Genomic DNA, 25,902 nt, shown 5'->3' with positions numbered 1-25,902 from the left:
CCCTGAACCCGCCCGACCTTATACAGGCTTTCTGGAACCCTAGACAGGCGTCTACGTCCGGATTGCTTCCTCTCATGAAGGGGCGGCAGCCTCGGCCGAAAGCGATCGTAGACTGAAATGGCAGGTTGCGGCGGCGGTGCGGCTCGGCGGCATGACACTTGGCGCCGATAGCGCTCATCGGCTAAAGCTCAGCGCACGGCCATCCCGTCCATGAACACTCCGACGAGACGAACTATCTGCGCCTTTGGCAAACTCTCTTGCCCTGTGGCGAGCGAGATGGCGGTTGCTATGCATACGATGTCGCTGAAGTCGATGTCATGCCGGATAACCCCCGCCGTCTGCGCATTTTCCAGAAGCCGCATCCCCTCCTTGCTGGCTGCCGCACAGCCGGGTGTACCGACCTGCAACACTGTTCCAAGCGATGCGGCGAGGCCACTATAGACGTTGGTGTGCTGAACGAGTTCTTCCAGATAAGCCCGCATCGCGTTCAGCGGATCATGTCCTGTGTCTCTTGCTCGGCTGGTTTCGGCAAGGGCCAAAAAGCGAGAGCTATAGGCTGCAGCCAGAAGCTCCTCTCGTGTCGGGAAGCGACGGTAAAGCGTCCCGATGCCGACGCCGGCACGCTTTGCGACATCATCCAGCGACGCGGTGGCCCCCTTTTTAAGAAAGACTTCCTCGGCTGCGGCCAGGATACGTTCCCGGTTTCGCTGGGCGTCGGCCCGCAATGGAATTTCATCAGCCAAAAGATTGCCTCTCAAAATTTGCCCTGATGCGACTTGCTAAGTGGAGCGTACCTCCATATAGAAAGTGGAGCAATCCTCCACTTAATTAGGAAGCGAGCAACGACATGGTGAAACGGTTTGACGATAAGGTTGTGGTGATAACGGGCGGCACGGACGGCATCGGCCTGGCCACGGCCAAGGCATTCGCAGCAGAGGGTGCTCACGTGTATGTCACAGGGCGCCGGCAGGACCGCCTGGATAAAGCGCTCGAGGACATCGCGAATGGCGCCGTCGGCGTTCAGGGCGATGTGAGCGACCCCGCCGCCCTCGACAGGCTCTACGCACGGATAAAGCGCGATCATGGTCGCGTGGACGTGGTGTTCGCCAATGCAGGCATATCCGAGTCCGCCCCGATCGGCGGTATCGAGGAGGACCATTTCGACCGTGTCTTCGACATCAACGTCAAGGGGACTGTCTTCACGGTGCAGAAGGCTCTGCCGCTGATGTCAGCCGGCGGCGCCGTCGTATTGGCCGGATCGTGCGCTGGCAGCAGGGGCTTCCCCAGCCTCTCCGTCTATAGCGCGACGAAGGCGGCCATCCGTTCGTTTGCGCGAGCCTGGACAATCGATCTCAAAAGCCGCGGAATTCGTGTGAACGTCATCTCCCCCGGCATGGTCCTGACACCGGCAATGCAGACCTATCTTCAAGACAATGCCGGCACGGAGGAATGGATGAAGCAGGCCATTCCTTTCGGCAGGCTCGCTGAGGCGCAAGAGGTCGCCAAGGCGGTATTGTTCCTGGCGTCGGATGAAAGCAGCTACGTCAGCGGCGAGGAACTGCTCGTCGATGGCGGCTTCGCAGCGGCCTGAGGCTTCGGCGCAAGATATCGGCTGATGACTTCCCACACGGCCGGCGCTGGATTTTTCGGCGTCGACCAACCCGGCTTCTCCACGGCCTTACGCCGCAGGCTGATCTCTATCGAGCGGGATCATGTGTCTGCAAAGATAAGCAACGAGTTGCCTGGCCTCCTCCGATTCAAGCAGGACCGAAGTGACATCCACTTCCGCCGGCTTTCCCGTTACTTGATCGATGACATCGTACAAGCCGAAGCGGGACGCGACGGGGCGATATCTCGCCTTGATGTCCCCACGATGTTTCATTGGTACACCCATCAAACAAGGCCAACTCTTTCACCATGTTAGCCGGGCTGCGAACCTCCCGCATTGAGCGGGATCAAAGGCCCAAGCTAAGGGCGACATCGAAGGTTGAGCGTGGCCGGATGGTGGACCGGGCGGCAACAACGCCGGGCCTGCCTCACCTTCGGCGGATGCTCACATCAGGTCATCCGCCAAGATGGCTTGAACAACTGCTTTAGCCCTGACGAGCGTGTTCTGCCTTTCTCCAAGGCCCATGATATCGATTTCTACATGCGCTAAATAGTTCACGACCTCGGCTTCCGGCGCTCCTCCGCGAAGCTTTGCGGCCGCGCTTTTCAGATAATGGTCGTATTCGTCTTCGAAGCCGGATGCAGCATCGTCACGCCAATTCCATCCCTCCGGCATCAGTCCGATAGGATCCCACAGCGACCAGCCGATGTCTCTCAGTCTGGATAGACTTGGCTCTGATGAGTGGGATGACGGCATAACTGCACCCTGAGCGGCTCCAACGCCCTAATAGTAGATCGATAAAGGTAAGACCGCCATGGCCGATCCCTGCCCCCGCAAGCAAGGCTGATTATCTATGGCATTTCTTCGCGTGCGAGGAGACCGCCGCACCGGCACAGGAACCTGCGGTGCCCCTACCAAAAGGCGGCGTCGTGATCGGCGCATTGCTCGGGGCTCCAGCCCTGCTGGCCCAGCTCCCGCCAATAGGATGGGGCGACAGCCTTCGTGTAGGTTTCGGGATCGCGCACCGGCGCTTTTCGTCCCGCCCGTAACAGAAGTTGCAGCCGGTTGTAGAAGCGCTGGCAAAATTCCTCTTCGGACATTGCTGTATGAACCGTGGCAATCGAGCGCAAAGAAACACATAAAGGACCGGTTTGTTCCCGAGCGGCCAGAAAAAGGGCCTGCCGGGGTGGTGGCAGGCTAGGCTCTCTCCGATGAGGGGGACGGATCCCGCCTGTGTTTAACCACGATTCCCGGCAGCCGGGGCGGTCTGTCCTATATCGTACAGAGACCGCGGATGGGCCGCGGTATAGTGCGAGATCGACGGCTAAGCTTTCGGTGGACGGCGCGGTCGCACGGGGTCGAACGAGGGCGGCGGCAGCCGGCCGCAGCCTCGGGCGCGGTCCGTCAATGCGCACAAACGTTCAAGACCGTGACGCAGCCGCCGTGTTTCTTCCGGGGCTCCAGGCTTCCGGGTAGCCCACCGGCGAGCGACTGGCGGATCTATTTGTCAAAGGCGAGAAACATGAAAACAGTCAACCTCGAGGAAAAGCTCGGCTGCTTCTCAAGTCACTGGGACCCCCACGTCATCGCGGATTACAATGAAAATGACGTGATGGTCGTCAGGTTCCAGGGCGAATATCCCTTTCACAGGCATGAAACGACCGACGATTTCTTCCTCGTGCTCGAGGGCGAAATCGAGATCGATATCGAAGGAGAGCCTTCCCGAACGGTCCGGGCCGGCGAGCTCTTCGTCGTCCCCAAGGGCGTCGTTCACCGGCCGCGCGCCGCAAAGGAAGCCAAGGTCCTGCTGATCGAACCCAAGGGCGAACCCAATTCCGGCAATTCCGACCGAGAACCTTCCCCGAAGCCGCGGATCTGATTGCGGGCCGGCAGCTGTTTTATCGGGCGGCCGCGAGGGGCAACCGGCGCCTAAAAGGTGACCATCTTGACACGTGACCATTTAGTCACGTATTGTCGTCACATGGATGAAATCTTCAACGCCCTGGCGCATCCGCTCCGGCGCGAGCTTCTGGACCGCCTGCGCGAACGGGACGGCCAGACGCTGAGCGAGCTTGAGCGGGACCAGCCCGTCACCCGCTTCGGGGTGATGAAGCACCTCGGCGTGCTCGAAGACGCCCATCTCGTCGTGACCCGCAAGATCGGCCGGGAAAAGCTGCATTATCTCAATCCGCTTCCGGTTCAGGAGATCGCGGATCGCTGGATGTCGCGCTTTTCTGCGCCCTTCGCCCGCACGATGAGCGACCTTAAAACCGCTGTCGAGAGAAAGGACGCGACCATGGCATCTGCTGCACCGAAACATGTCTGGGAAATGTTCATTCGCGCCACGCCGCAAGACGTGTGGGCCATCTTGACCGATGACGAGAAAACGCCGCTCTGGCAGCACTTCAACATGACCTCGAATACGGAATGGGTCGCAGGCGGCGCCATTATCTTCCATGTCGGCGAGCGCGCGATGATCGTCGGAAAGGTCCTGGAGATCGATCCGCCCCGCCGCTTCGTGCACTCTTTCAGCGCGCAATGGTCGCCGGACGTCGCCGTGGACCCGGCCTCGCGCGTGACCTGGCTGCTGGAACCCGTCGGCGACAAGGCCTGCAAGGTGACGCTGACCCATGACGATTTCGGCGGAGAGACCGCCACCAGCAAGGCCGTCGGCGGCGGCTGGCCGGAAGCGCTGTCGCGACTGAAGACGCTCGCGGAAACCGGCGAACCTTTCTACATGCCGGCGCCCGTATCAGCCTGATCGGCACGAACGTACGGCGTTTCCCGCTCTTACCGCTTCCTTAGGTGGCTGCCCGGCATCGTGTTCGTCCGTCTGTCCCGGTCATGCCCGTGATGCGACAGAAAAGCCGGGCCTTTGCGAAAAGGTCCGTCTTTTCCATGAAGAGGGCACCCCCTCCCGATGGGGCAGCGAGTGGTCGGACACAGGCAGCGGCCATTCCGCGTCAGCGGCTCATGCACCTTGACGCAGCTTCGCCCTCAACCAGGCCGAAGTGCGAACGGAAACGATAATCGATCCCACAGCTATCGCGATCCAGTACGCATAAGCGACGTTCAACCAGATCGGCCCGTTACTGGGCTTCAGCCAGTAGAAGGGGAGAAGAGTCAGCACGGGCCAGACGGACAATGCGATATTCACCAAGGATGCGCCGGGGAAATTGCGGCACTGGAACCTGATAGGCTCTCCGAAGCAATATTCGGTCGACACGTCGGCGATAATGATTTGCGCGACCCAGAAGAAGAGCGCTGAAGTCCAATACAGAACCACGAAGCTCACGACCAAGCGGTAAATCCATGGCTTCATATCAGTCCTACCGCGCTGACCATCTGTTTCGACTGCCAGCTGAGGGTCTTTCTCGATACCTCACCTCGCGTATTGCGTGGCCAGGATATCTCCTTCCGGGAAATATCCTTTACCCCACCGGCATTGAGAATCTCTGAATATGGCCTGTTTTGCACATGCTGTGAGCAATCGAGGCTAAGCGCAGCCGCTCCTTTGAGCCCGTCATCTTACCGCTGTTCAAGGCAACCCGGCCCGGCGTCACGCCGCGGCCTGCCTGCCCCAAAAAGCATGCCTTCACTCGGCCGAGAATTTGACCGTCACGCCGCGCTGGCGGAAATAGGCCTGCATCAGCTTCCTGCCGGACCGGTTGTTCTGCACGAGCCTGGCGGGGTCGAAGACCGCCTCCTTCAGACCAGCCCGCGCCAAGGCTGCCTTGAGAGTGGCGATATGCCGATCGATATCCTCATTATCGGCCCGCAGTGACTCGTAAATGCGCTTCGTCGCATCTTCTACCGTCGGTTCGCTCACCATTCTCTCCCTTTGTTCTGCGCTTGCCGCCCATCTCGGCTCGATCCTATTAAGGCGAAAAATGCCCTCGTCAATCCGGGACCCGGCTGGAACGCTGCATTCCCCTCAAGGAGGCGGCACGCGGAGCCGAAGGCGGGATCATCTCGCGCGGCCTGCCCTCGCCCAACGGCCGCAACTGGCCGGGCCGAAGATCTCTTGATGCGGATGACCCAGTCACCGCGCCGCCGAAATATCGAGTTGACATCACCGGAGCGAACCGACCGTCCCCCTACGGGCTAACCCAAATGCGCCGTTCCGACTTTATCCACAGATTTATTCCCGCGCTCCAGGCAGAAAAAAACCCGCGAAAACAGAGCCCCTCTGCCACAGGCAGCTGAACTAACCCAACTGGTTGAATTGCTGTCCTTGACGCGCGGAGGTCTAATCGAATTGTCGCGGTGGAGGCGCAGATGAAACAGCACCGGGGCCGGGGCTCGTCTTGGTGCTGGGTGGCGAGCCCCCAAAACGTTCGCCAGCCATCCGACGACACTGCGCCAGAAAAGACGCCTCGGGAGGGACACTTAAGGATGAGCTCCATCTTCAGAAGGTCCGCCAATGCCGCCTTTGCTCGACGCCGACGATCCGAACAGCCTTGATATTGTCTGTGATGTCATCCTGGTAGACTGGTACAATGCAGGAATAGACACGTTCGATATCCGGGATTTTCGCGAAGAAATGGAACTGCATTATCAAGAGATGGGCAGACCCGTCCCCGCGGAAATCGCAGACCCCCAAAAACTCGTCCCGACCCTCCGGCTCTTGCAGGCGCGCATGCACATCGTCAAGCCGACGCGGATTACCGGTATCGAGTGGCAATTCGTCCGGAATGGAAACGGGGATTGAAGACCCGTCGCCAGATAATCGAGAGCGCTGTCGCTCCAAGGCTTGCGCACACCATGTGGGGCCCACGCCGCCTTAACCGCCTTGCATCCGCGCTTAAGTCACAACTAATATGATACATTGACTCAACCGCCTGCCCGTGAACATTTTGAGAACAACGGAGACCGGGCATGTGCGGACGCATTTACGTCAAAACCACGCTTGAAGAGCTGATCAGAAACTTCGCCTTTGCCGTTAAGGGCGGCGACATCGATGCGCTCGGCAATCGGTTCCCCCGCTGGAATGGCGCTCCGTCGCAGGATTATCCCATCATTATCAGGTCTCTGGTGCGCGAACCCGATACATTTGGGCATATTTTCGAGGCCGCAAGCTGGGGGCTCAAGCCGCGCTTCTGGAAGAAGGGCATGAACGCGCCGTTCAACGCCAGATGCGAGGATATCGCGACGAAGCCGATGTTCAAGACCGCCTATAGATCGCGGCGATGCCTTGTGCCGATCAATGGCTTCTTCGAATGGAAGGACATCTTCGGCACGGGCAAAAACAAGCAGCCTTATGCCATAGCGATGAAGGACGATTCCCCCTTCGCGCTCGCAGGCCTGTGGGAGATCTGGAAGGATCCCGAGACCGGCATCGACCTCAAGACCTTCACCATTATCACCTGCGAACCCAATGAAATGATGGCGACGATCCATGATCGCATGCCTGTCATCCTGCACCGGGCGGACTACGAGCGCTGGCTTTCGTCCGAACCGGATCCTCACGACCTGATGAGGCCCTTCCCGGCCGAGTTGATGACGATGTGGAAAATCGGCAAAGGCGTTGGATCGCCCAGGAACGACAGTCCCGAGATCATCGAGGAAGTGGCCGACGACCCCGATCCGGAACCGACTCTGCTCTGACTTCATCGTGCGGATTACCGGTATCGAGGGGCATTCGCCCCAGGAGGAGCCTGTTCTCATCGCGAAGATTTGCCCGTTCGGGTCTGATGGCGTTCGAAGCACTGCAGCCGGAGAGACTTTGCGGATCGCTTCCCCACCCTAGTTCTCCTGAGGTCAAGGATTGGAACCGGCGTCTCCCAGTCCGCAACCACAAAGGAGGGTATCCCATGAGCGTCTTCGACCGCATCAAACAGGCGATATTCGGCAAAGCGCAGGCCGCCCCTGTTTCCCAGCCCGCTTCCGCCGCCCCGCAAGCCGCGCCTGCGCCCGCCGCAGGTGCCAAGCCGACCTCCAGCCAGGCAGCGCCTGCCGCGCTGGTGACGGAACCGGCGACCGGTGCGCCGCCGCCGGCAGAAACGCGCCCGGCCGATATCGAGCAGATCCTGAACGCAGCCGTCAAGAAGTCGGGCCAGAAGCTCGACTGGCGCCATTCGATCGTCGACCTGATGAAGGCGCTCGGAATGGACGCGAGCCTCGCGGAACGAAAGGAGCTTGCCGCCGAACTCGGCTACAGCGGCGACAGCAACGACAGCGCGAAAATGAACATTTTCCTGCATAAGGCGCTCATGAAGAAACTGTCGGAAAACGGCGGCAAGGTGCCGGCCGACCTTCTCGACTGAGCGTCAGGCCGCAGCCGGCGCTGCCTGGATTGAGAGCGCCGGCATGCAGCCGGTTGGGACCGCTCCCGAACGACCGGGTTGATGATCGGCATTTCGGACCGGGATGATAGCTGACAGCTTCCGTTTTCTTGTGTGTGCTGCTTTAGGCTCTGTCAGACATCTGCCCGGCTGAACAATCGGGATCGAAATTGCCAGGATTCCCGTTCAGCATATCCGCCGCGATCGTCAATCTGATGCCGCCAGAGAACTGGAGATCACGCTGCCGACCGACCTGGTGGATTCGGCCATCAAGGTCTAGAGCATCGGCCCGAAAATCGGAATCGATTTTCGGGAGGCCTGATGCGTAGATTCAAAAAGTAGAGCGTCCTTTGTGCGTCCGAATGGACGCACGGCGCTCCAGCGCGAGGACTACCGCGCCGCCTGGCTGGCCATCCTCTTGCCCAACTCCTCTTTCAACGCCTCAAGATTGAAGCTTGCGCCTTTCTGCATCGGCGGGAAGTCGAGGAAGGTCTGAGCGGCCTTCGCCACCTCCTGCTGCAGGAAAACGTAACGCCAGAACTCATAAGCCCACCAATCCTTCGCAAAGAGGGACTGGCCAAGGCCCGTGCGCTCGAACGGGTCCAGGCGGAGATTGAGCAGGATCGGCCAGTCGACCTTGACCGTGGCGCCGAACCAGCCATTCGGCTGGTCTGTAAGCCGGTATTTGAAATCGTCGATGCGCACTGCACCGAGCGTGGATTCGGCAAAATAGAAGATTTCATGACGCTGCGACGGGCCTCTGCCGGTGATCAGGTCGGTCTGGTCATAGCCATCGAGATGCACCTTGTAGGTCCGGTCCCCGATCTGCTTGCCCTGCTGCAATTCGGCGACGATATCAGGATTGCCGGCCGCTGCGACGAAAGTCGGGAACCAGTCCAGGCCCGAGACGATGGAATTCTCCACCTTGCCTGCCGGTATGTGGCCGGGCCAGCGGATGATCATCGGAACCCGGAAGCCGCCTTCCATGACCGTTCCCTTGCCACCCGCAAACGGGGTCTGCCCGCCGTCAGGCCAGGTGAAGTTCTCGGTACCGTTATCGGTCGAGAAGGCAATGATCGTGTTGTTCTCAAGCCCGTTGTCTTTCAGATAGCTCATGACCGAGCCGACGATATCGTCGAGCTGCGCCATTCCGGCTTCCTCGAGGGACCAGCCGTTCTCGGGTGTGCGCATCTTCTCGTATTTGTCGGAGAGATGCGTAACCACGTGCATGCGCGTGGGATTGAGCCAGAGGAAAAAGGGCTTCTGCTCCTGCCGGGCATGGTCGACGAATTTGAGCGCATTCGCCAGTATCTCGTCGTCAACCGTCTCCATGCGGTCCGGGCAGAGTTCGCCGGCATCCTCGATCCTCTGTTTCCCGATCTTGCCCCAACGCGGCTGAACGGTGGGATCGTCCCTGTCGATCGCATAGCTGTGAACCATGTTTCGCGGGCCCACCATCGCCTTTACCGCCGGCGGGTAGGTGGAATGGCAGGGGTCCTCCATCGCATCGAGGTGATAGAGATAGCCGAAGAATTCGTCGAACCCGTGCGCCGTCGGCAGGAACTGGTTGAGATCCCCCAAGTGGTTCTTGCCGAACTGGCCGGTGGCATATCCCATCGATTTGAGGACGGTGGCGATGGTCGGCGCTTCGTCCGGCATGCCCAGGGTGGCGCCCGCCTGGCCGACAGTCGTCAGCCCGGTGCGGATCGGCAGCTCGCCTGTGATGAAGTTCGCGCGGCCCGCCGTGCAGCTCGCCTCGGCGTAATAATCGGTAAAGCGCATGCCATCCGATGCCATCCGGTCAAGGTTCGGCGTCCTGCCGGCCATGATGCCCTGATTGTACGCGCCGATATTGAACCAGCCGATATCGTCGCCCATGATGAACACGATGTTGGGCTTCGGTTGCTCCTGCGCCTGGACGATCGACGTGCTGCTCAGGAGAACCGCCCCGACGGTCAACGCCGCCGCGATACAAGTTGCTGCTTTCATCTGATTTTCCTCCCTCGGAGACCCTGGACTGCGGCCAGGGCCGGTTGCGCCGGATGCGGCCTGAATTCAGGACAGCCTCCCGCCCATGCCGGCACAACGTGCCGTCATTCTTTCCCGTAGATTTCTCAGTAAATGCAGAGCGCCGTTATTATCGCACAACCTGAGCTCGCGCGGAAGTATTTGCAATAACTGGGCAGTATTTGTCATAAGGAAATAAAAAAAGGGCTTCATCCCTGAAGCCCTGATTTTGCTTGCATGTGCCGGCTTATGCCGATCTTGGATCGCCCTGAAGACCCCTCCTCCCTCATCTCCGCCTCCCCGGCCCAGCCCGAGAATGTCCGGAGACCCGGCGCGCCCGATGCCCTCGGCGCGGATGGCTCTACGCGATACATGCGAGCCATCAACCGGATTCCTGTGACATATCTTACGCCAGCACGCCGACACAGGAACGAGGGAGGAAAGGGTATGCGCCCGGCAAATACTGGCGACTGATGCCGTCGCCGGGCCGCATCCCGTTATGCTTTTGAAAGAAGGGCTTCGTTTATGAAGCCCCTCCTTCCGCTCTGGATCGGGTTGGAGCGCCCCCGATCACCCATGGTAGCGGTCGCCACCTGCCAGGCGCTATTTGCCGCCCTTGCCACCACCGTGGGAGCCACCGCCGGCATTGCCGCCGCTATTGCCGCCCGCGTTGCCACCGCCGTTGCCGCCAGCATTGCCGCCGCCGTTGTCGCCGCTATTGCCGCCAGCATTGCCACCGCCGTTGCCGCCAGCATTGCCACCGCCGTTGCCGCCAGCATTGCCGCCACCATTGTCGCCCGCATTGCCACCGCTGTTGCCACCACCGTTGTCGCCGCCGTTGTTGCCGCTGCTGCCGCCACCGTTGCCACCGCTGTTGTCGCCGCCGTTGTTGCCGCTGCTGCCGCCACCGTTGCCACCGCTGTTGCCGCCACCGTTGCCGCCGCTGTTGCCGCCACCGCTGTTGCCGCCACCGTTGCCACCGCTATTGCCGCCGCTATTGCCGCCGCCGTTGCCACCGCTATTGCCACCGCCGTTGCCGCCGCTATTGCCGCCGCCGTTGCCACCGCTATTGCCACCGCCGTTGTCGCCGCTATTGCCGCCGCCGTTGTCGCCGCTGCTGCCGCCGCTGCTGCCGCCGCTATTGCCACCGCCGTTGTCGCCGCTATTGCCGCCGCCGTTGTCGCCGCTGCTGCCGCCGCCGTTGTTGCCGCTGCCGCCGCCGCTATTACCGCCGCCGTTGGAACCGCCCTTGTCGCCCTTGTCGCCCTTGTTCGAGCCGCCATTGTGCGGGTGGTCGTTGCCCTGGCCCCAGCCGGGACCGTCATTGCCATGATCTTTGTTACCTCGGTCGCCGTGGTCCTTCTCACCGCGATCGCCATGGTCCTTGTCGCCGTGATCGCCATGGTCCTTGTCGCCGTGATCGCCGTGATCCTTGCCGCCACGATCGCCATGATCCTTGCCGCCATGATCGCCGTGATCCTTGCCGCCGTGATCGCCGTGATCCTTGCCGCCGTGATCGCCATGATCCTTGCCGCCGTGATCGCCGTGATCCTTGCCGCCGTGATCGCCGTGGCCCTTGCCGCCATGATCGCCGTGATCCTTGCCGCCATGATCACCACCCGGGCCTGCGCCGCCGCCAGGACCTTCGCCACCACCGGGACCTTCGCCACCACCAGGGCCTGTGCCGCCACCGGGACCTTCGCCGCCACCAGGACCAGCGCCACCACCGGGGCCTTCGCCGCCGCCAGGACCTTCGCCGCCGCCGGAGCCTGTGCTGCCGCCATTGCCGGAGCCCGCGCCGCCGCTATTGCCGGAGCCGCTACCGCCCTGATTGCCCTGGCTGCCGGAAGGGTTCCTGTTCGATGCCTGCCTGTTTGAGCCGAAGTTGCCGCTGCCGTCGTTGTTGACGGTGCGGCTGTCTTTATCGGTGCGGATGGATTTCGTCGGCAGGCACAGCCGGGCCTCGATCGAGCCAGGCGCAGCCTTGGCGCAGTTGACAACTGCCGGCGCGGCCATCGTGAGGCTGCTGCTTGCCAGAAGGTAAGCAACGGCAACGCTATACTTCGCTGCTTTACGGAACATCTGTTTTCTCCCCAAGGTTAACAGTTTGTTAATGAGGGGAGTTTTTATATTAGCAGACTGTTAATTCCAAGAATAAACGGTGGATAACGGCACAAGTTCTTAATCTATAGTTAATTACGCAAGTAATGATTTTTATTAAAGTTTTAGTACAAACTGTGTTATCCTTCTCGCAGGCAATAGAGGGGTGATTCATGCGGTGGCTTGTTTGTCTTGTTTCGTTTGTTTTCTTTCCCGCGCAATTTCAGGCATTTGCCGGCCAGCCTTTACCCATCGCCAGAAGCATCGGTGCACCGGTGGGTTTTGCTTCCGCCTGCGCCCGATACCGCTGGCTCTGCCATGAAATGCCTGCCCATGCGGCCGCCGGTCCCAGCATGTCGCTGCTGCGCAAGGTCACCCGCGCCGTCAATGAGCGCGTCCGGTCGGTGGAAGATGTCTCATCCGATACCTGGACCTTGCCGGTCGGCGGACAGGGCGATTGCGAAGATTACGCCCTGCAGAAGATGAAGGATCTGATCGACGCCGGCTTTCCCGCCAACCGCCTGGCGCTCTCGGTGGTGATCGGCCTGCGCGACGAAAACCACGTCGTGCTGATCGCCCGCATGGACGATGGCGATTACGTGCTCGATAATCTCAACAATGCGGTAAAACCCTGGCGAGCCACGCCCTACACCTTTCTTGCGACCCAGGATTTCCTCAAACGGTCGACATGGCGCGTGACGCTCGCCGGCCCGAGGGCGAACGAATTTTCGTAAGTGGACCGACGACTGGCCACGATCGCCAAGCGGCCGCTACTCCCTTCTCCCCTCGGGGTCCGAAGGACGGGTCGAGACCGCGGCTCTACCCCGGGCAGGTGCGCGAAGGGCGGATAAGGGGCTCCGAGTGCGGACGCCAACCCAAAGCCCTCACCCATTATCGCCTAAACTTGCGTCTCGCCGCCCGCGTCGCGCTTTCCGCCAGCGACTGGCTCCCCATGCAGATCGTGATATTGGCGCAGCCACCGGACCGCGAAGAAGGAGCAGGCGGCAAGCTCCTTGTGTTCGGCAAGGCTCGCATCCATTCGATCACCTTCATGAGGTCAACGATCGAATGGCACGGCTCGAGACAGTATTTGATCTACATCAGCCCGTGGGCGGTACGCGCCATCAAGCAGGCGTCGTCGCCCGGAAGGCAAGCGCGGCAAACGTCCGGCCTGATGTCGTAGACCATGCACGATACGTCCGAACCCACGGTGCCTGAAAGCGCGGAGCACCGCTCTCCATCACAGCGCATGCCGAACTGGTCTGCCGCAACGAAATGCACCGGCAGCAAATCGAGGTCTTCTTCGCTCTCGGTTGAAAATCTCGGCCATTCGCTCGAATAGGAACAGCACGCGCCGCAGGCCTGACAGTCTAACTCTGTTGATAAGGTCATGACCCGCTCTTAGCACTATCACTGCCGGGGATGCAAAAAATGTCCATGGCTCGATGCCGGTCCAGACAGCAACCCTCGGCAGCACGCGGGGGCCGGAATAGAAAAAGCGCCCCGTCACCTCGTATCCCCGTCACCTCGTATGGCCGCCCCTTGTATGGCAGAGCGCTTCCACCCGCAGGCTGTCGCCCGCCGGATCAATTCTTTGCCGCGGGGCTTGCGGAATAAGTCGGCCCTTCAATGCCGATGTCGCCCGTCCCCGAAATGCATCCTTTTACCGCGTCGAACGTTTGTACTTCGCAGAAAGCAAGGAGGCCGAAATGGCGAATATCACGGGCGCCCCCGAAGGCAGAAAAGAGATAACAGAAATCGGCGAGCCCATGCCCGCCGCCCCTGCCGCCCCCCTCGACGTTGCGCCGTCAGACGGTGCATCGGCGAAAAAGACGACCGAAGGTTTTGCCAGCGAGGCGGCCTTTGAGGATTATCTGGATGCGGTTGCCGAGGATGTGCTGACCGAAGAGACCCTGGTTGATATCGAGCGGGCCGCCGCCCGCGAGGAACTGCAGCGGCAGATCGAGGACGTGCGCGATGAAATCGGCAATCTGCGCGCCCGGCTCCATATCATCCGCAATCGGGCGGGCAGTGTCGTAGAAGAAAATATCCGCTGGGCGGATGCAAGCGCCCATGCGCAGCTCGGCGACTATCCCTGGCTGAAACTATCAGGCGCCATGGCCGCAGCCTTCTGCGTCGGCAAACTCCTGCAGCGGCTGCCCTTCGGCTCCCTCGCCACCGCCGCGGCACCGCTCATTCTGGCGGCGGCGCGGGAAAGACGCCGGTAACCCGTCCCCTCCGATTCCGAATGCAGATGGAGCGACGGCAGCATTAGCGGAGACTGCACGGAGTTCTGCAAGGATGGGATCGAGATCGGCAATATCGCCGGGCGGTAGGGATTGGATTGTGAAGGGCGAGGTTTGCGCCCGGAACCCTCACTCATTAGCGCTTGAACTTGCGCCTCGCCGCCCGCGTCACGCTTTCCGCAAGGACGACGAGACAGCCGGCGACGAGCAGCACGGCTCCCGCCGTCGGGCCGATCAGGCCGGATTTTACCGCAAGCCCCACACCGAGCACGAGCAGCAGGCTGAACAGCGCTAGCGCCCCGTCATCGATGAACATGCCGATGAATTCCTTGAAGGCGATCTTCAGAATGTTCATCGGGCGACGGGCTCCGCATGCAGATCGTGATACTGGCGCAGCCACCGGACCGCGATGAAGGAGAAGGCGGCGAGCCCGAGGAAGAGCACCGGCAGCGACAGGTCTTCACCCGGCCATGCCGTGCCGAGCCCCTCGCCGACCCAGAAGATGCCGAAGGCCGTCAAGAGCAGACCGACGATGAATTTCAGCGTGTTTTCCGGCACCGACGATAGCGGCTTATGGACGAGCAATCCGATGACGAGCACGGCGATGCAGGCAACCAGCGCCCCGATGGCCGCATAGGGCAACATGCCGGGCTTGGTGCCGGTGGCAATGACGATGAAGACCACCTCGACGCCTTCCAGGAGCACCGCCTTGAAGGCGGCCGTGCCGGCCAGAAAATCGGCCCGCCGATCGGCAGACTGGCGAGCAAGCGCATCCTTCTCCGCGGCGAAGGCCTTCTCCTCGTCATGCAGCGCAATGAAGCCAGCGGCTCTCAGAATGGCCTTTCTCAGCCACCGCATGCCGAACAGGATCAGGAGCGTGCCGATGGCAAATTGCAGGATTTCGACCGGGATCAGGCCGAGCAAGGGCCCGAAGGCCAGCACCAGCACGGCAAGGACCGCGAGCGCCAGCCCCGTGCCGATAAAGGCAGGCCGCCAGCTCTGTGTCACGCCGACCGCCAGGATGATGGTGAACGCTTCCACGACCTCCACGAAGGAGCCAAGGAAGGAGGCAGTCATCGTCGAAGTTATGCTCGTGATCGTCGTCATCGTCACCTCGGTTTTCTTCATCGAAGGGCTAGGCAAGCGGGGGCCAGAATGCCAGCGGAAAACCCGGCCTGTCCACTGCCGTCATGGGCGTGCCGGCATCGGCTCCATGCAAAGAAGCAGATGAGACCGATGACCGCTTTCGGCCAAAGGAGACATCCAAAGCCGTCGGCGACGCTGATCACCAGCCGCAGGCATCTCGGCACGGAACCGGATTCTACGTGATGTTACGGGCCGAGAATTGGTTCGAATGTTATGATACGGCCGTTTGCGGGAGGGCCCGCCATGACCAGTTCTGACGCTCCGCATCGTCAAAGTGTTCGTGCGCACCATGGCTTGTCCAATGTCATTGATCAGTCCGCAGGCCAACCCGTGGAAGTGGGAGCAACCGCAGTACTTCCGGGGAAGTATCGAGGATATAGGAGGACGATATGAAAAGAATTGCCGCCGCGTCACTTGCCTTTCTTACGATTGGATTTACGGCGCCGCCCATGGATACCGCAAATGCTGTCGTCTATTGTCAATATATCAGTTATCCGGCGGGCTGCGTCGTCAGACCCGGGGTGGTGCTGAGGCCGCGCCCGGTTGCTCGGGCAGCGCGTGGTACGGTGACGCACGGAACTGCTGTCAATAAGGGTGGTCCAGTGAACCGCGTCGGTCGTCGCTAGTTGTCGATTTCGACGCCATCGATGCGGTCGCAACCATGTGGGAATTTCGCACCAATCCATGAGCAGCCGGATAGAGGTTACGCGATGCTACAGGCACCGGCGTGCACTGCCTGCCGCTGTCGGCCCATTGCCGTCATCGGTCCAGGAACCTCGCGATCTCCGCTACACTTTCTTCCACAGACAGATGGAACGTATCAATCCGTAGATCGGGCTCCCATCGCTCGTAATGCAGTGCCTGGATTTCGGCCCAGCTGGGCGGGCTCAGGCCTTCGACGGCGGCCACCCTCGTCTCGGCGCGACGACGGTGGGTCGCAGCATCGGAACAAACGACTTCGACCTCGATGAATGGACTATTCGCTTTACCCGCGACGTTTCTGAATGCGTTTCGGGTGATCGCCAAGGGGTTCACGGAATCGGCGACAACGCTATGACCGAGCCGCAGGTTATCAAGCGCCAACTGATAGAGCACCACATATCCGCTCGGGCCGACATCGCTTCCTTCCTCCAACGGCAGGGAAGAGCGAATTGCCTGTTCGATCGTATCTACCCTCAGATAGCAGGCCTTTATTCGCGTCGCCAAGGCCTGCGCAACCGTGCTTTTGCCGGAACCAGGCAATCCGCCCAAAATGATAAGCATCCGCATCCTCGCTGACCGAGTGTAGGCAATCATCGTTTGATGTCTGCTATGGCGCGAACCAACCGTTGTGATCAGCGCCGGCCTGTCGACTGCCCTCGTGGCTCCGTGAGAACAAGCATATGACAGCTTTCGGCGCAAAGCGGACATCAAGTTGCGCTTCCATAACGCGGCAATCGCAGCCTATTGGTTCTCGCTGTCAAAGCCGTAAGCTCGCTGCACAAGAGCGACGCGAATTTCGTATTTTGAATACCAGTCTTGGCGACCTCGGCGCTGTGCTTCAACATGATCGACGACGCCCTTCCATGCCCGGATACTTTCTTCGTCCTTCCAGAACGATATCAGTATTCCGAAGCCATCTGCGCCGCGAGCGCTTTCGAAGCCGAGATAACCCGGTTGTTGACTTGCAAGATTGGTCATTGCGTAACCGATCTCCCCATAGCCATCATCTACATCCGTTCGCTGCGAGCTGAAGCTGACCATATAGTATGGTGGTTCCGGTAGGGCGGATGTGTGCATTTGCTTTCCTCTGTGTTGTCGGCAGAAGCGACGGAAAGAACACACTCTGCCCACCGGCCACCGAAGCGATCAAGCGGCAGGCAGGATGCCGGCGTAAAAACTTGCCCTCCACTGCCCTCATTGGCCTGCTGGCATCGGTTCCAGAAGCAGATGACAGCGATGACCGCTTTCAGGCCCTTTTGCTTTTACGCGTGTCGTCGCCGCGAAACCGCTGCACACATTTGCCCGATATGCTTTGCCGCCATTCGAGGTCGTCCGAGGAACCTGTGCTAGAATGCGGCCCGGAGACTGAATGCGACAGACGCACTGCGAGGGGCGGTGTGACCGAACCGGAATTCGCGCGGCCGAGAGCCGACGATGTGCTCTTGAAGGGGGAGACGAGGACGATGCCGACACCACAGCAGCCCAGCCTGATAGTTCGACAGAAGTCCCCACCGAACATCGAGTTTCCGTTTGCGTCGCTCTCCGATTGGCTGATCCCGACCGAGCTCTTCTTCGTGCGAAACCATTTCCCGTCGCCGGATCTCGATGCGCGGGACTGGAGATTGCGCGTTGACGGGGCGGTGGAGCGGCCGATCGCACTGGACCTCGACAGCATCAAGGCAATGCGGAGCACGACTTTGACCGCCGTCGTCGAGTGCGCAGGGAACGGCCGCGTCTATTATGTGCCGCCGAGGGAGGGGTTGCAGTGGCAGAACGGAGCCGTTGGCAACGCCGCCTGGACTGGTGTTCTTCTGCGCGAGATCTTGGAAATGGCGGGCGTTAAGCGAACAGCATGTGAGGTTCTGCTCGCAGGCGCCGACAGCGGCGTCGTCGATACGAACAAGAAAACGGCGTCTCCCGGCCCCATCGCTTTTGCGCGCAGCTTGCCGCTTGAAAAGGCCATCGCTGACAGCACGATCCTTGCCTATTCGATGAACGATAAGCCGTTGACGCGCGATCACGGCTACCCGCTACGCGCGGTCGTGGGCGGCTGGTTCGGCATGGCTTGGGTCAAGTGGATCACGCATATCACGGTTGTGGAGCATCCGTTCCTCGGCTACTGGCAGGCGCGCGACTATTTCCGTTGGGAGCGCAGCCTCGGGGAACCCAGACTGATCCCCCTTGCGGAGATGGAGGTCAAATCGCAGATCGCGCGTCCGGTACAGGGGGCGCAACTCGTCGTCGGCCAACCGTACCGGATTTTCGGAGCCGCCTGGAGCGGAGAGGCTGCTATCCGGCAGGTGCAGGTCTGCACCGGAGATGGCAGGGGCTGGCGCGAGGCAAGGCTCCTCGAAACAGAACGTCCGTTTGCATGGCGCCTGTGGGAGTACATCTGGACCCCTGCAGAAGTGGGGCAATACACACTGCGATGCCGCGCGACCGATGCGGCGGGCTGCGTGCAGCCCGACCACCAGCGTTCCGACTGCGAGAGCTACGTCGCCAATTGGATCATTCCGGTGGAGGTTACGGTCGTCCCCGAGCCACAGAGGTACGAGGAGGAATTCGTGATCTAATCACCTGGATGGGGCGGAGCGGCGGCTTTTGGCGTAGCCACCTCAGGGGCGGCAAGCTATTACGACGCGTAAAAATACCTGTAGGCGATCCATGCAGACGCTGCCGCGATGGCGAGCCAGATGATCACGATCGCGATCAGGCCAGCCCGGCTGGCGGGTCGCCTTTCCTGCTGTGCGGCCAGTTGGCGGAATTCCTGCATAAGAGGCGCCGGGATCATCCTGATGGCCAGCAATATGCCGCAAGGCACGATCAGCAGGTCGTCGAGATAGCCGAGCACCGGAATGAAGTCCGGGATCAGGTCGATGGGAGACAGGGCATAGGCGGCAACGGCCCCTGCAACCAGTTTCGCCGCGATGGGCGTTCGCGGGTCGCGAGCAGCTATCCAGAGCGCGAGCACATCACGCTTGATCGATCGTGCCCATTGTTTTGCCGAGCTGATCCGCCCGGCCCAGAGCTGCCCCATATCTCCCTCCGCTGCCGCATGGAACGACCGCTATATCAGGAGCGGTCCCATGGATACAAAAATTGCTGCGCGCGTGGCGAAAGGAGAAGGCTGAGCACCGCCCAGGCCGAACGCCCTATAATAGATGCAATTACATCTATATTGACGACAAAACCATGCCCCGATATACATGCAATTGCATTAATCCCTTACGGAGACCATCCATGAACCAGGAACGCATGACCGATTATGCCGTAACGCTGCTGCGCATCAGCCTCGGCGCGATGTATCTCGCCCATTCCATCGTACTCAAGCTCTTCACATTCGGCCTTGCCGGCACGGCGGGCTATTTCGAATCCATCGGCCTGCCGGGATGGCTGGCCTACGTGACCTTTGCGGCCGAAGCCGTGGGCGGCGTGATGCTGGTGCTCGGCATTTATGCTCGGTGGGTTGCGCTGGCGCTGACCCACGCCCTGCTCGGAGCGATCATCTGGGCTCATTGGGCCAACGGCTGGGTGTTCACCGCACCGAACGGCGGCTGGGAATATCCGTTCTATCTCATTGTTCTGTCCCTCGCCCAGTTCCTGCTTGGCGACGGTCGCCATGCGCTTCGCCCTGCCCCGCTTTAAGGAGCCTGTCATGTCGACTCGCCTCGCATCCCGTTGCAATTGGCAGTCGCACGACTAACTTTCATATCGGGCCACGCCATGTCGGTGGCGCAGAGACAATGAAGGAAGGCGACGCATGTGCCGGAATATCAAACCCCTGTTCAATTTCGACCCGCCCGCGACCGACGAGGAAATCCATGATGCGGCACTTCAGTTCGTGCGTAAGCTGAGCGGAACCAACAAGCCATCGAAACGCAACGAGGCCGCTTTCGAAAAAGCCGTCATGTCGATCGCCAGATGCGCTCATGAGCTGCTCGATTCGCTGGAGACGTCTCAACCGCCTCGCGACCGCGCGGAGGTCGCCGCAAAGGCGCGGGCGCGATCGGCGGCCCGCTTCGCATGAGGGTGTAACCGTTATCGGGCCGAGCCCACAATGGCCGCCGGATCATCGGCGGCGGTCCTGCCAATCGCCACCGCCGTCAGCATGATCGGCCGGAATTCGGCATTCAACTGCCCAACGCGGATGGCCGATCCGTTTGTTGGCTTACAAATCCGTAAGAATTCGATAAGTTCGCCGACACAATTCTGCGCGAATTGTGGGTCGTGACAGCTGCTGCCCTGTTCTCGGTGAGGATTTGGATCGATCATGCGCATTCTCGTCGTCGAGGACGATAAAAAGACAGCCGATTTCATCGCCCAGGGCATGATCGAGGCAGGCCATGTCTGCGACATCGTCGGGGATGGGCGCGACGGGCTTTCGCGGGCGACAGGCGAACACTATGACGTGCTCGTCGTCGATCGGATGCTGCCGGGCCTCGACGGCCTGTCGCTGATCAAGGCGGTGCGTGCGGCTGAGATCGGCACGCCGGCAATCTTCCTCACCTCGGTCAGCGGCGTCGACGACCGCGTCGAGGGGCTGGAGGCCGGCGGCGACGATTACCTCACCAAGCCCTTCGCCTTTTCCGAACTGCTCGCCCGCGTCAATGCGCTGGCCCGCCGCCCGCCCGTGCCGGACCAGAAGACCGTGCTGCGCGTCGCCGACCTCGAGCTCGACATGATCCGGCGGCAGGTGACGCGCCAGGGCCAGCCGATCGAGCTGCAGCCGCGCGAATTCACCCTGCTCGAAGTGCTGATGCGCGACGAAGGCCGGGTGCTGACGCGCACCATGCTGCTGGAACGGGTCTGGGATTTCCATTTCGACCCGAAGACCAGCGTCGTCGAAACCCATATCAGCCGTCTGCGCGCCAAGATCGACCGCCCCTTCGACGTGCCGCTTCTCCATACCGTGCGCAATACGGGGTATAGCCTGCATGTGCCGCGCTAAAGCATCGGACCGAAAAGTGTGCAGCGGTTTTCGGGTAATCCGATGCGTCGGGGAAAACCAAGCATCGAACCAAAAAGTGCGAAGCGATTTTTGGACAATTCGATGCTTCAAAGGAAAGCCATCGGACCGAACAGGGTGCGGCGGTTTTCGGATAATCCGATGCTGAAGAGAAAATGGAGATTGTTGCGGAGCACACCCTTTCGGCTGGCGCTTGCGTTCGGCCTGCTCTTCATCCTTGCCTTTCTTGTGGCCGACATCATCACCTATCAGCTCCTGAAACGCGATCTGGCGCAAGCGCTCGACGATTCCGTGCGCGATACCTATTCGGTCGTCGCCTCCACCTATTCCTCCGATGACGCCGAAGATTTCGTTGCCGCGGTGGCGACCTATGCCCGCCTTAACAGTCCCGAAGACAGCATTTTCCTGCTGGTCAACGAAAAGGGCGAGCGGCTTGCCGGCAACGTTTCGCTGTTTGCGGCAAAAGACGGCTTGTCGACCATCAACGCCGCCGATATCGGCGTGAAAGGCGATGACCGCATCCGCATCCAGGCGGGCACCGTCAGCGGCAACCGGCTGATCGTCGGCGAGAGCTATTCCGACACCGACGATCTGGAACGTATCGCCTTTATGAGCTTCGTCTGGGCGTCCGGCGTTATCGTCATCCTCACCTGCGGCGGCGGCGCCTTTTTCGCCGCCCGCGCCCAGCGGCGGCTCGACGGCATCGAGCGCGCCATGAGCGATGTCTCGGCCGGCAATCTTGCCCGGCGCATTCCGCTCGAAGGCAATGGCGACGATATCGATGTCGTCGCGGCCCAGATGAACGAGGCGCTGGACCGGCTGTCGGCCCTCGTCGAAGGCATGCGGCAGGTGAGCACGGATATCGCCCACGACCTGAAGACGCCGCTCAACCGGCTGCGCATGACCATCGATCAGGCGATGCAGCAGAGTGGGCGCGGCGGTGATATCCAGGCCTTGCTGCTCGACGCCCGCGAAGAGAGCGACCGCATCAGTGCCACTTTCGAGGCGCTCCTGCGCATCTCGCAGATCGAGACCGGCGCCAGGAAGGCGCGTTTCCTGCCGGTCGATCTCGCCGACATCATGAGTTCGGTTGCGGAAATCTACGGCAGCGTCGCCGAGGACAACGGCCAGTCGCTCGCCTTCGCCGCCCGGCCGGCCTCCCCCTGCATGGTCAATGGCGACCGCGAGCTTCTGACCCAGCTCTTCGTCAATCTCGTGGAAAACGCCATCACCCATTGTCCGCCGAAGACATCGATCACGCTCGGTCTCGAGGCTGACGACGGCAGCTTTTCCGCCACCGTTGCCGATGACGGCCCCGGCATTCCAGAGGAAGAGCGCGAACTGGTCTTCCGCCGCCTCTACCGCCTCGACAAGAGCCGCACGACGCCCGGCAGCGGTCTTGGCCTCAGCCTCGTCAAGGCGATCGCGGACTTGCACGGCGCCGAAATCACGCTTGACGACCGCCACCCGGGCCTCGGCGTTAGCATGCGCTTTCCCGCCCAACAATGAGGATAGGACATGAAGAGACGCTGGAGCATCCTTGCGCAATTCCGGCAGAAGCGCGTGGCGGCTTTGCCTCCGGGTGTCCGGGAGGACGTAAGCACCGAGACATTCCCGCAAAACTATGCGGTGGTTTTGCGCAGGGAGAGAAAGCGAAAGCCTGCCGGTATCTGCAAACATGCTCTCGCCGCTTTCGGCGCGGCCGCGCTGTTCTTCGGCCTCTATCTCGGCGGGCTGCAGCTGTCGGGCAATTTCCATGAGGTGCTGCCGGGCGAGCTCTACCGCTCCGCCCAGCCCTCGGCCGCCGACATCGACAAATATGCGGCTCGCTACGGCATCAAGACGATCCTCAACCTGCGAGGCGAAGACAGCGCCGACTGGTACCTCAAGGAGACCGAAGCGGCGAAAAAGGCTGGTATCACCCATATCGACTACGGGCTTTCAGCCTCCACGGAGGTGACGTACGAGCAGGCGCACGAGCTTCTCGCCCTGCTGCGCAACGCCCAAAAGCCGATCCTCATCCACTGCCAGGCCGGCGCCGACCGCACCGGCCTCGTCTCGGTCCTCTACCTGCAGCAGATCGCCGGCCTCGACGAGGCAACCGCCGAAGAGCAACTCTCAGTCCGCTACGGCCATATCGGCATCCCCTATCTCTCGGCAGCCTTTGCCATGGATGTGAGCTGGGAAAAGCTCGAGAAGGTTTTCGGGATCGATAGTTAGGGCTTGCTCCTTTTGGGATTGGCAAAGCAGACTGTCCCTCTCGCCCGAAGCTCTCTTGTGGCACCGAAGCCTCTCCCTCCCCGTCATTCCTGTGCTCGTCACAGGAATCCAGCAGCCGCGTGTCCACGCGGCGGAAGACTCTTACACGTGCGGCAGCTCGGTGCCTCATGAGATAACAGGAAATATCCTCGATGCGGAATCTGCGTCGTCGCTGTTTTTCAAGCGTCTTTTCGGCTTGCCGACGCAAGCCGGCTGGATTCCTGTGACATCCCTCGTGCCAGCACGAGGAGAGAATGACGGAGGAGAGATAGCGCTCGCCGTATCTTCCATCCGCACTCGACAGTACGGACCGCGACCGGCGCAGCTATCCTGCGCCATGAGCAGGGTAAACCCACCTGCCTGGATTATTCCTTCGGCGGCCCGCCCCGCCGCTCCAGCGCCGTCTTGCGGATGGTCTCCGCGATGTCAGGACTACTGCTCGACAACATCTGGAAATCCACGGCGTAGAGCGACAGCAGCGATACCTCGGTTGCTGCGCTGACCGTCGCTGAGCGCGGTTCGCCGGTGATCAGCGCCATCTCGCCAAAGAAGTTTCCGGCGCTGAGTTCCACTGGATGGTCGGATGTCGCCACGGTGACCCGCCCCTCGACAATGAAGAACATCTGATCGCCAACATCGCCCTTGCGGCAGATTACGGCACCGGCGGGGACAATACGCGGTCGCAACGCCCGAACGATCTCGATCAGGGCTGCTGAACCGAGCTTCTGGAACAGCGGTACGGCAGCGACCAATTGCCAGTTGCGGACGAAGTCCTGGCGGCGAACCTCTTCGTAGAAGCCGGTGGCGAGGATGCCGGCCCAAAGTGCAAAAATACCGATCCCACTCATCATCACCAATCCGGCCAGAACCCGACCTGCAAGGGTCTGCGGGATTTCGTCACCGTAGCCGGTCGTCGACAGCGTCACGACCGCCCACCACATTGCCTGCGGAATGCTGCCGAACCTGTCGGGCTGCACGTCTCGCTCGATGACATAACCGGCCAACGCAGCACCGAAGAGAACGATGCCAAACACCGATGTCACGCCAAGCAGATTGCGCGATTCATTCGCGACTACCTTTGCCAGCAACCTGAAAAAGCTCGAGTCGCGCAACGGCTTGAGAAGCCAAATGGCGCAAAAGAGGTTTCGATCGCGGGAGCCAACGAACAAGAATGCAGCAGCCGGAACCAGAACCGCGAGCAGATCGATTACGAGAGCCGGCATCCCGACCGACAAGCGGTGTCGCCGTGACAGCAATGTGCCGCTTAATTGGAGGACATAGGCCAGCCAAATTGCCGCAAGCAGCAGCTCATAGACAAGCCTCTCCTGTCCGGCAAGGCCCTCCGTCGTCAGGGCGGCAACGATCAAGAGACCGATTGTAGCGAGCAGCGCATTGAGCGGCGTCGAAATCTTCGAGAAAGGCATTGCCGACATTATAGACTCCCAACCGCCCGGCATTCGTCGACAATAGATGCGTTCGGGCCGCACGCAAGGGGGCGACAGGCTTCGACAGAAACTCACGCACCGCGCAAGCCAGACGTCCCGTCCCCCTCACAGCCCCTCCCCATCCGCGCGCACAATGAAGCGCTTCGAGACGACCCAGCACAGCAGCGCCCAGAGTGATCCGGCGACCCACCCGGCCAGCACGTCGGTCGGATAATGCACGCCGAGATAGACGCGGCTGAGGCCGATGATGACGGCGAGGAAGATGCCGGCGCCCATGACGAAAATGCGGGTCGCCCGATAGCGCTGCGTGCGCGCCAGCAGCGTCCCGAGCGTGAGATAGGTGACGGCCGAGACCATCGCATGGCCGCTCGGAAAGCTGAAATCGTTGACGTCGACGAGATGCGGAACGATATCCGGCCTGGCGCGGGCAATGAGAATCTTCAGCCCCGTACTCGCCAGCCAGCCGCTGAGAACCGAGACGAACAGGAAGACGGCGATAGCCGTCCTGCGGTCGAGCAGCAGATAGATGGTGGCGAGCAGCGTCAGGATCGACAGCACCGTGATGCCGCCAAGGCTGGTAATGTCGCCCATCGCATGAGCAAGCCAGTGCGGGCCGATTGGCTGGCCGAGGTCGCCGGGCTGGCGCAACCAAAGCAGGATCGTCCGGTCGAAGCCCAGCGTCTCTCCCTCCAGCACCTCGCTCGTCAGCTGCTGCAGCAGGAAGAGGCCGCCGGCAAGGCAGGCGAAAGTGATGAGCGTCATCGGCTCATACTGGTTCAGCCAGGTCTTGATACGCTGCATTCTTCTCCCATCCAGGCTCGCTGACTTCATCAACTGTGTGCAGGACCTTGATTTTGCAAGGGGCTCATCACCTCAAGGCCGCCCGCGCCTCGCTCGCCACCCTGACGCTCGTGGCCGCCGGCCTGATGAGCTACGACCTGATGCCGGTCAGCCCCTGATGCCGCTGGGGCTGCTGATTCAGCGGAAGTAGCTGCGTTGTTCAACCGGCAAAGACCCCTCCCCAACCCCTCCCCACAGGTGGGAGGGGCTTAACTTGCCGCACTCTGCTTCCTCACATTCAGCGTTGCGGGAGGTGCGAGGCGGTGCTCCGGGTTAGCCCCTCCCCCTTGTGGGGAGG

Annotated in this window: 32 protein-coding genes; 16 read left to right on the top strand and 16 right to left on the bottom strand. The window is 61.0% G+C overall.

Annotated elements, in window-relative coordinates; translation table 11 throughout:
- Positions 1–188: 188 nt before the first annotated feature.
- The gene (locus tag FHX15_RS31445) at positions 189–743 is read right to left on the bottom strand and encodes a TetR/AcrR family transcriptional regulator (RefSeq protein WP_184395694.1); all 555 of its coding nucleotides are present in this window, start codon (positions 741–743) and stop codon (positions 189–191) included.
- Positions 744–847: 104 nt separating this feature from the next.
- On the opposite strand from FHX15_RS31445, the gene FHX15_RS08915 reads away from it, so the two are divergent.
- Positions 848–1,591 (top strand): SDR family NAD(P)-dependent oxidoreductase, encoded by a 744-nt coding sequence (locus FHX15_RS08915; RefSeq protein WP_184395691.1) that lies wholly within the window; start codon positions 848–850, stop codon positions 1,589–1,591.
- Between the two features lie 462 nt (positions 1,592–2,053).
- Here FHX15_RS08915 and FHX15_RS08910 read toward each other — a convergent pair whose 3' ends face one another.
- A complete protein-coding gene (locus FHX15_RS08910; protein ID WP_246778907.1) occupies positions 2,054–2,284 on the bottom strand; it encodes a hypothetical protein in 231 nt (76 codons plus the stop codon).
- A 236-nt stretch (positions 2,285–2,520) separates the two neighbouring features.
- Positions 2,521–2,709 (bottom strand): hypothetical protein, encoded by a 189-nt coding sequence (locus FHX15_RS08905; RefSeq protein ID WP_184395685.1) that lies wholly within the window; start codon positions 2,707–2,709, stop codon positions 2,521–2,523.
- 422 nt (positions 2,710–3,131) lie between these two features.
- Between FHX15_RS08905 and FHX15_RS08900 the strand changes: the two genes are divergently transcribed.
- Together FHX15_RS08900 and FHX15_RS31725 are read left to right on the top strand one after the other, a co-directional pair.
- The gene (locus FHX15_RS08900) at positions 3,132–3,488 is read left to right on the top strand and encodes a cupin domain-containing protein (protein WP_184395681.1); all 357 of its coding nucleotides are present in this window, start codon (positions 3,132–3,134) and stop codon (positions 3,486–3,488) included.
- Between the two features lie 66 nt (positions 3,489–3,554).
- Positions 3,555–4,370, top strand: coding sequence for an ArsR/SmtB family transcription factor (locus FHX15_RS31725; protein ID WP_246778906.1), 816 nt, complete (start codon positions 3,555–3,557; stop codon positions 4,368–4,370).
- A gap of 210 nt (positions 4,371–4,580) precedes the next feature.
- Here FHX15_RS31725 and FHX15_RS08890 read toward each other — a convergent pair whose 3' ends face one another.
- Positions 4,581–4,910: a hypothetical protein gene (locus tag FHX15_RS08890; protein ID WP_184395678.1), complete on the bottom strand. Its 330-nt coding sequence runs from the start codon at positions 4,908–4,910 to the stop codon at positions 4,581–4,583.
- 294 nt (positions 4,911–5,204) lie between these two features.
- Positions 5,205–5,441, bottom strand: coding sequence for a hypothetical protein (locus FHX15_RS08885; protein ID WP_184395675.1), 237 nt, complete (start codon positions 5,439–5,441; stop codon positions 5,205–5,207).
- Positions 5,442–6,032: 591 nt separating this feature from the next.
- On the opposite strand from FHX15_RS08885, the gene FHX15_RS08880 reads away from it, so the two are divergent.
- From FHX15_RS08880 to FHX15_RS08870, 3 genes are all read left to right on the top strand, one after another.
- On the top strand, positions 6,033–6,320 hold the full coding sequence (locus FHX15_RS08880) for a hypothetical protein (RefSeq protein WP_184395672.1): 288 nt from the start codon (positions 6,033–6,035) through the stop codon (positions 6,318–6,320).
- 167 nt (positions 6,321–6,487) lie between these two features.
- Complete coding sequence (locus tag FHX15_RS08875) at positions 6,488–7,216, top strand: SOS response-associated peptidase (protein ID WP_184395669.1); 729 nt, start codon at positions 6,488–6,490, stop codon at positions 7,214–7,216.
- A gap of 206 nt (positions 7,217–7,422) precedes the next feature.
- Positions 7,423–7,875, top strand: coding sequence for a DUF3597 domain-containing protein (locus FHX15_RS08870; protein ID WP_184395666.1), 453 nt, complete (start codon positions 7,423–7,425; stop codon positions 7,873–7,875).
- A 408-nt stretch (positions 7,876–8,283) separates the two neighbouring features.
- Here FHX15_RS08870 and FHX15_RS08865 read toward each other — a convergent pair whose 3' ends face one another.
- Together FHX15_RS08865 and FHX15_RS08860 are read right to left on the bottom strand one after the other, a co-directional pair.
- Positions 8,284–9,882, bottom strand: a complete 1,599-nt coding sequence (locus FHX15_RS08865) for an arylsulfatase (RefSeq protein WP_184395663.1) — start codon at positions 9,880–9,882, stop codon at positions 8,284–8,286.
- A gap of 621 nt (positions 9,883–10,503) precedes the next feature.
- A complete protein-coding gene (locus FHX15_RS08860) occupies positions 10,504–11,982 on the bottom strand; it encodes a hypothetical protein (protein ID WP_184395660.1) in 1,479 nt (492 codons plus the stop codon).
- A gap of 191 nt (positions 11,983–12,173) precedes the next feature.
- On the opposite strand from FHX15_RS08860, the gene FHX15_RS08855 reads away from it, so the two are divergent.
- A complete protein-coding gene (locus tag FHX15_RS08855) occupies positions 12,174–12,734 on the top strand; it encodes a transglutaminase-like cysteine peptidase (protein WP_184395657.1) in 561 nt (186 codons plus the stop codon).
- Between the two features lie 218 nt (positions 12,735–12,952).
- Complete coding sequence (locus FHX15_RS08850) at positions 12,953–13,183, top strand: hypothetical protein (protein WP_184397194.1); 231 nt, start codon at positions 12,953–12,955, stop codon at positions 13,181–13,183.
- Here the strand turns inward: FHX15_RS08850 and FHX15_RS08845 are convergent.
- Complete coding sequence (locus FHX15_RS08845) at positions 13,096–13,392, bottom strand: YkgJ family cysteine cluster protein (protein WP_184395654.1); 297 nt, start codon at positions 13,390–13,392, stop codon at positions 13,096–13,098. The two genes, FHX15_RS08850 and FHX15_RS08845, sit on opposite strands and share 88 nt — an antisense overlap.
- Before the next feature lie 317 nt (positions 13,393–13,709).
- On the opposite strand from FHX15_RS08845, the gene FHX15_RS08840 reads away from it, so the two are divergent.
- Positions 13,710–14,228 carry a hypothetical protein gene (locus FHX15_RS08840; protein WP_184395652.1) on the top strand — a complete coding sequence of 173 codons (519 nt, stop codon included), beginning with the start codon at positions 13,710–13,712 and terminating at the stop codon, positions 14,226–14,228.
- Positions 14,229–14,382: 154 nt separating this feature from the next.
- Here the strand turns inward: FHX15_RS08840 and FHX15_RS08835 are convergent, their stop codons facing one another.
- Both FHX15_RS08835 and FHX15_RS08830 read right to left on the bottom strand, forming a co-directional pair.
- Positions 14,383–14,601, bottom strand: coding sequence for a hypothetical protein (locus FHX15_RS08835; RefSeq protein WP_184395649.1), 219 nt, complete (start codon positions 14,599–14,601; stop codon positions 14,383–14,385).
- Positions 14,598–15,353 carry a COG4280 domain-containing protein gene (locus tag FHX15_RS08830; protein WP_184395647.1) on the bottom strand — a complete coding sequence of 252 codons (756 nt, stop codon included), beginning with the start codon at positions 15,351–15,353 and terminating at the stop codon, positions 14,598–14,600. Before FHX15_RS08830 ends, FHX15_RS08835 begins: the two co-directional genes overlap by 4 nt.
- A 428-nt stretch (positions 15,354–15,781) precedes the next feature.
- Between FHX15_RS08830 and FHX15_RS31720 the strand changes: the two genes are divergently transcribed.
- Positions 15,782–16,018 (top strand): hypothetical protein, encoded by a 237-nt coding sequence (locus tag FHX15_RS31720; RefSeq protein WP_125846463.1) that lies wholly within the window; start codon positions 15,782–15,784, stop codon positions 16,016–16,018.
- 133 nt (positions 16,019–16,151) lie between these two features.
- Here FHX15_RS31720 and FHX15_RS08825 read toward each other — a convergent pair whose 3' ends face one another.
- Positions 16,152–16,688, bottom strand: a complete 537-nt coding sequence (locus FHX15_RS08825) for an AAA family ATPase (protein WP_246778905.1) — start codon at positions 16,686–16,688, stop codon at positions 16,152–16,154.
- Positions 16,689–16,835: 147 nt separating this feature from the next.
- The gene (locus tag FHX15_RS08820) at positions 16,836–17,171 is read right to left on the bottom strand and encodes an antibiotic biosynthesis monooxygenase family protein (protein WP_184395644.1); all 336 of its coding nucleotides are present in this window, start codon (positions 17,169–17,171) and stop codon (positions 16,836–16,838) included.
- Between the two features lie 386 nt (positions 17,172–17,557).
- Here FHX15_RS08820 and FHX15_RS08815 point away from each other — a divergent pair, with 386 nt between their 5' ends.
- A complete protein-coding gene (locus FHX15_RS08815) occupies positions 17,558–18,667 on the top strand; it encodes a sulfite oxidase (protein WP_210290637.1) in 1,110 nt (369 codons plus the stop codon).
- 59 nt (positions 18,668–18,726) lie between these two features.
- Here the strand turns inward: FHX15_RS08815 and FHX15_RS08810 are convergent, their stop codons facing one another.
- A complete protein-coding gene (locus FHX15_RS08810; protein WP_184395638.1) occupies positions 18,727–19,131 on the bottom strand; it encodes a YkvA family protein in 405 nt (134 codons plus the stop codon).
- 203 nt (positions 19,132–19,334) lie between these two features.
- Here FHX15_RS08810 and FHX15_RS08805 point away from each other — a divergent pair, with 203 nt between their 5' ends.
- Both FHX15_RS08805 and FHX15_RS08800 read left to right on the top strand, forming a co-directional pair.
- Positions 19,335–19,739: a DoxX family protein gene (locus FHX15_RS08805; protein ID WP_184395636.1), complete on the top strand. Its 405-nt coding sequence runs from the start codon at positions 19,335–19,337 to the stop codon at positions 19,737–19,739.
- A gap of 115 nt (positions 19,740–19,854) precedes the next feature.
- Positions 19,855–20,121 (top strand): DUF2277 domain-containing protein, encoded by a 267-nt coding sequence (locus tag FHX15_RS08800; protein ID WP_184395633.1) that lies wholly within the window; start codon positions 19,855–19,857, stop codon positions 20,119–20,121.
- A gap of 11 nt (positions 20,122–20,132) precedes the next feature.
- On the opposite strand, the gene FHX15_RS08795 is transcribed toward FHX15_RS08800, so the two are convergent.
- Complete coding sequence (locus FHX15_RS08795) at positions 20,133–20,366, bottom strand: hypothetical protein (protein WP_184395630.1); 234 nt, start codon at positions 20,364–20,366, stop codon at positions 20,133–20,135.
- Here FHX15_RS08795 and FHX15_RS08790 point away from each other — a divergent pair.
- The 3 genes from FHX15_RS08790 (at position 20,365) to FHX15_RS08780 (ending at position 23,280) form a co-directional block, all read left to right on the top strand.
- Positions 20,365–21,042 (top strand): winged helix-turn-helix domain-containing protein, encoded by a 678-nt coding sequence (locus tag FHX15_RS08790; protein WP_184395627.1) that lies wholly within the window; start codon positions 20,365–20,367, stop codon positions 21,040–21,042. The two genes, FHX15_RS08795 and FHX15_RS08790, sit on opposite strands and share 2 nt — an antisense overlap.
- Before the next feature lie 159 nt (positions 21,043–21,201).
- Positions 21,202–22,569, top strand: a complete 1,368-nt coding sequence (locus FHX15_RS08785; RefSeq protein WP_246778904.1) for a sensor histidine kinase — start codon at positions 21,202–21,204, stop codon at positions 22,567–22,569.
- A 159-nt stretch (positions 22,570–22,728) separates the two neighbouring features.
- Positions 22,729–23,280, top strand: a complete 552-nt coding sequence (locus FHX15_RS08780) for a dual specificity protein phosphatase family protein (protein WP_312861815.1) — start codon at positions 22,729–22,731, stop codon at positions 23,278–23,280.
- Between the two features lie 404 nt (positions 23,281–23,684).
- On the opposite strand, the gene FHX15_RS08775 is transcribed toward FHX15_RS08780, so the two are convergent.
- Both FHX15_RS08775 and FHX15_RS08770 read right to left on the bottom strand, forming a co-directional pair.
- A complete protein-coding gene (locus tag FHX15_RS08775; RefSeq protein ID WP_184395618.1) occupies positions 23,685–24,752 on the bottom strand; it encodes a cyclic nucleotide-gated ion channel in 1,068 nt (355 codons plus the stop codon).
- 117 nt (positions 24,753–24,869) lie between these two features.
- Positions 24,870–25,565, bottom strand: a complete 696-nt coding sequence (locus FHX15_RS08770; RefSeq protein ID WP_184395616.1) for a phosphatase PAP2 family protein — start codon at positions 25,563–25,565, stop codon at positions 24,870–24,872.
- Positions 25,566–25,902: the final 337 nt, after the last annotated feature.

The sequence above is a fragment of the Rhizobium sp. BK650 genome, assembly GCF_014195325.1.
Classification (GTDB): domain Bacteria; phylum Pseudomonadota; class Alphaproteobacteria; order Rhizobiales; family Rhizobiaceae; genus Rhizobium.
Note: the sequence above shows the minus strand (reverse complement) of the source record. Positions and strands in the feature narration are given on the sequence as shown.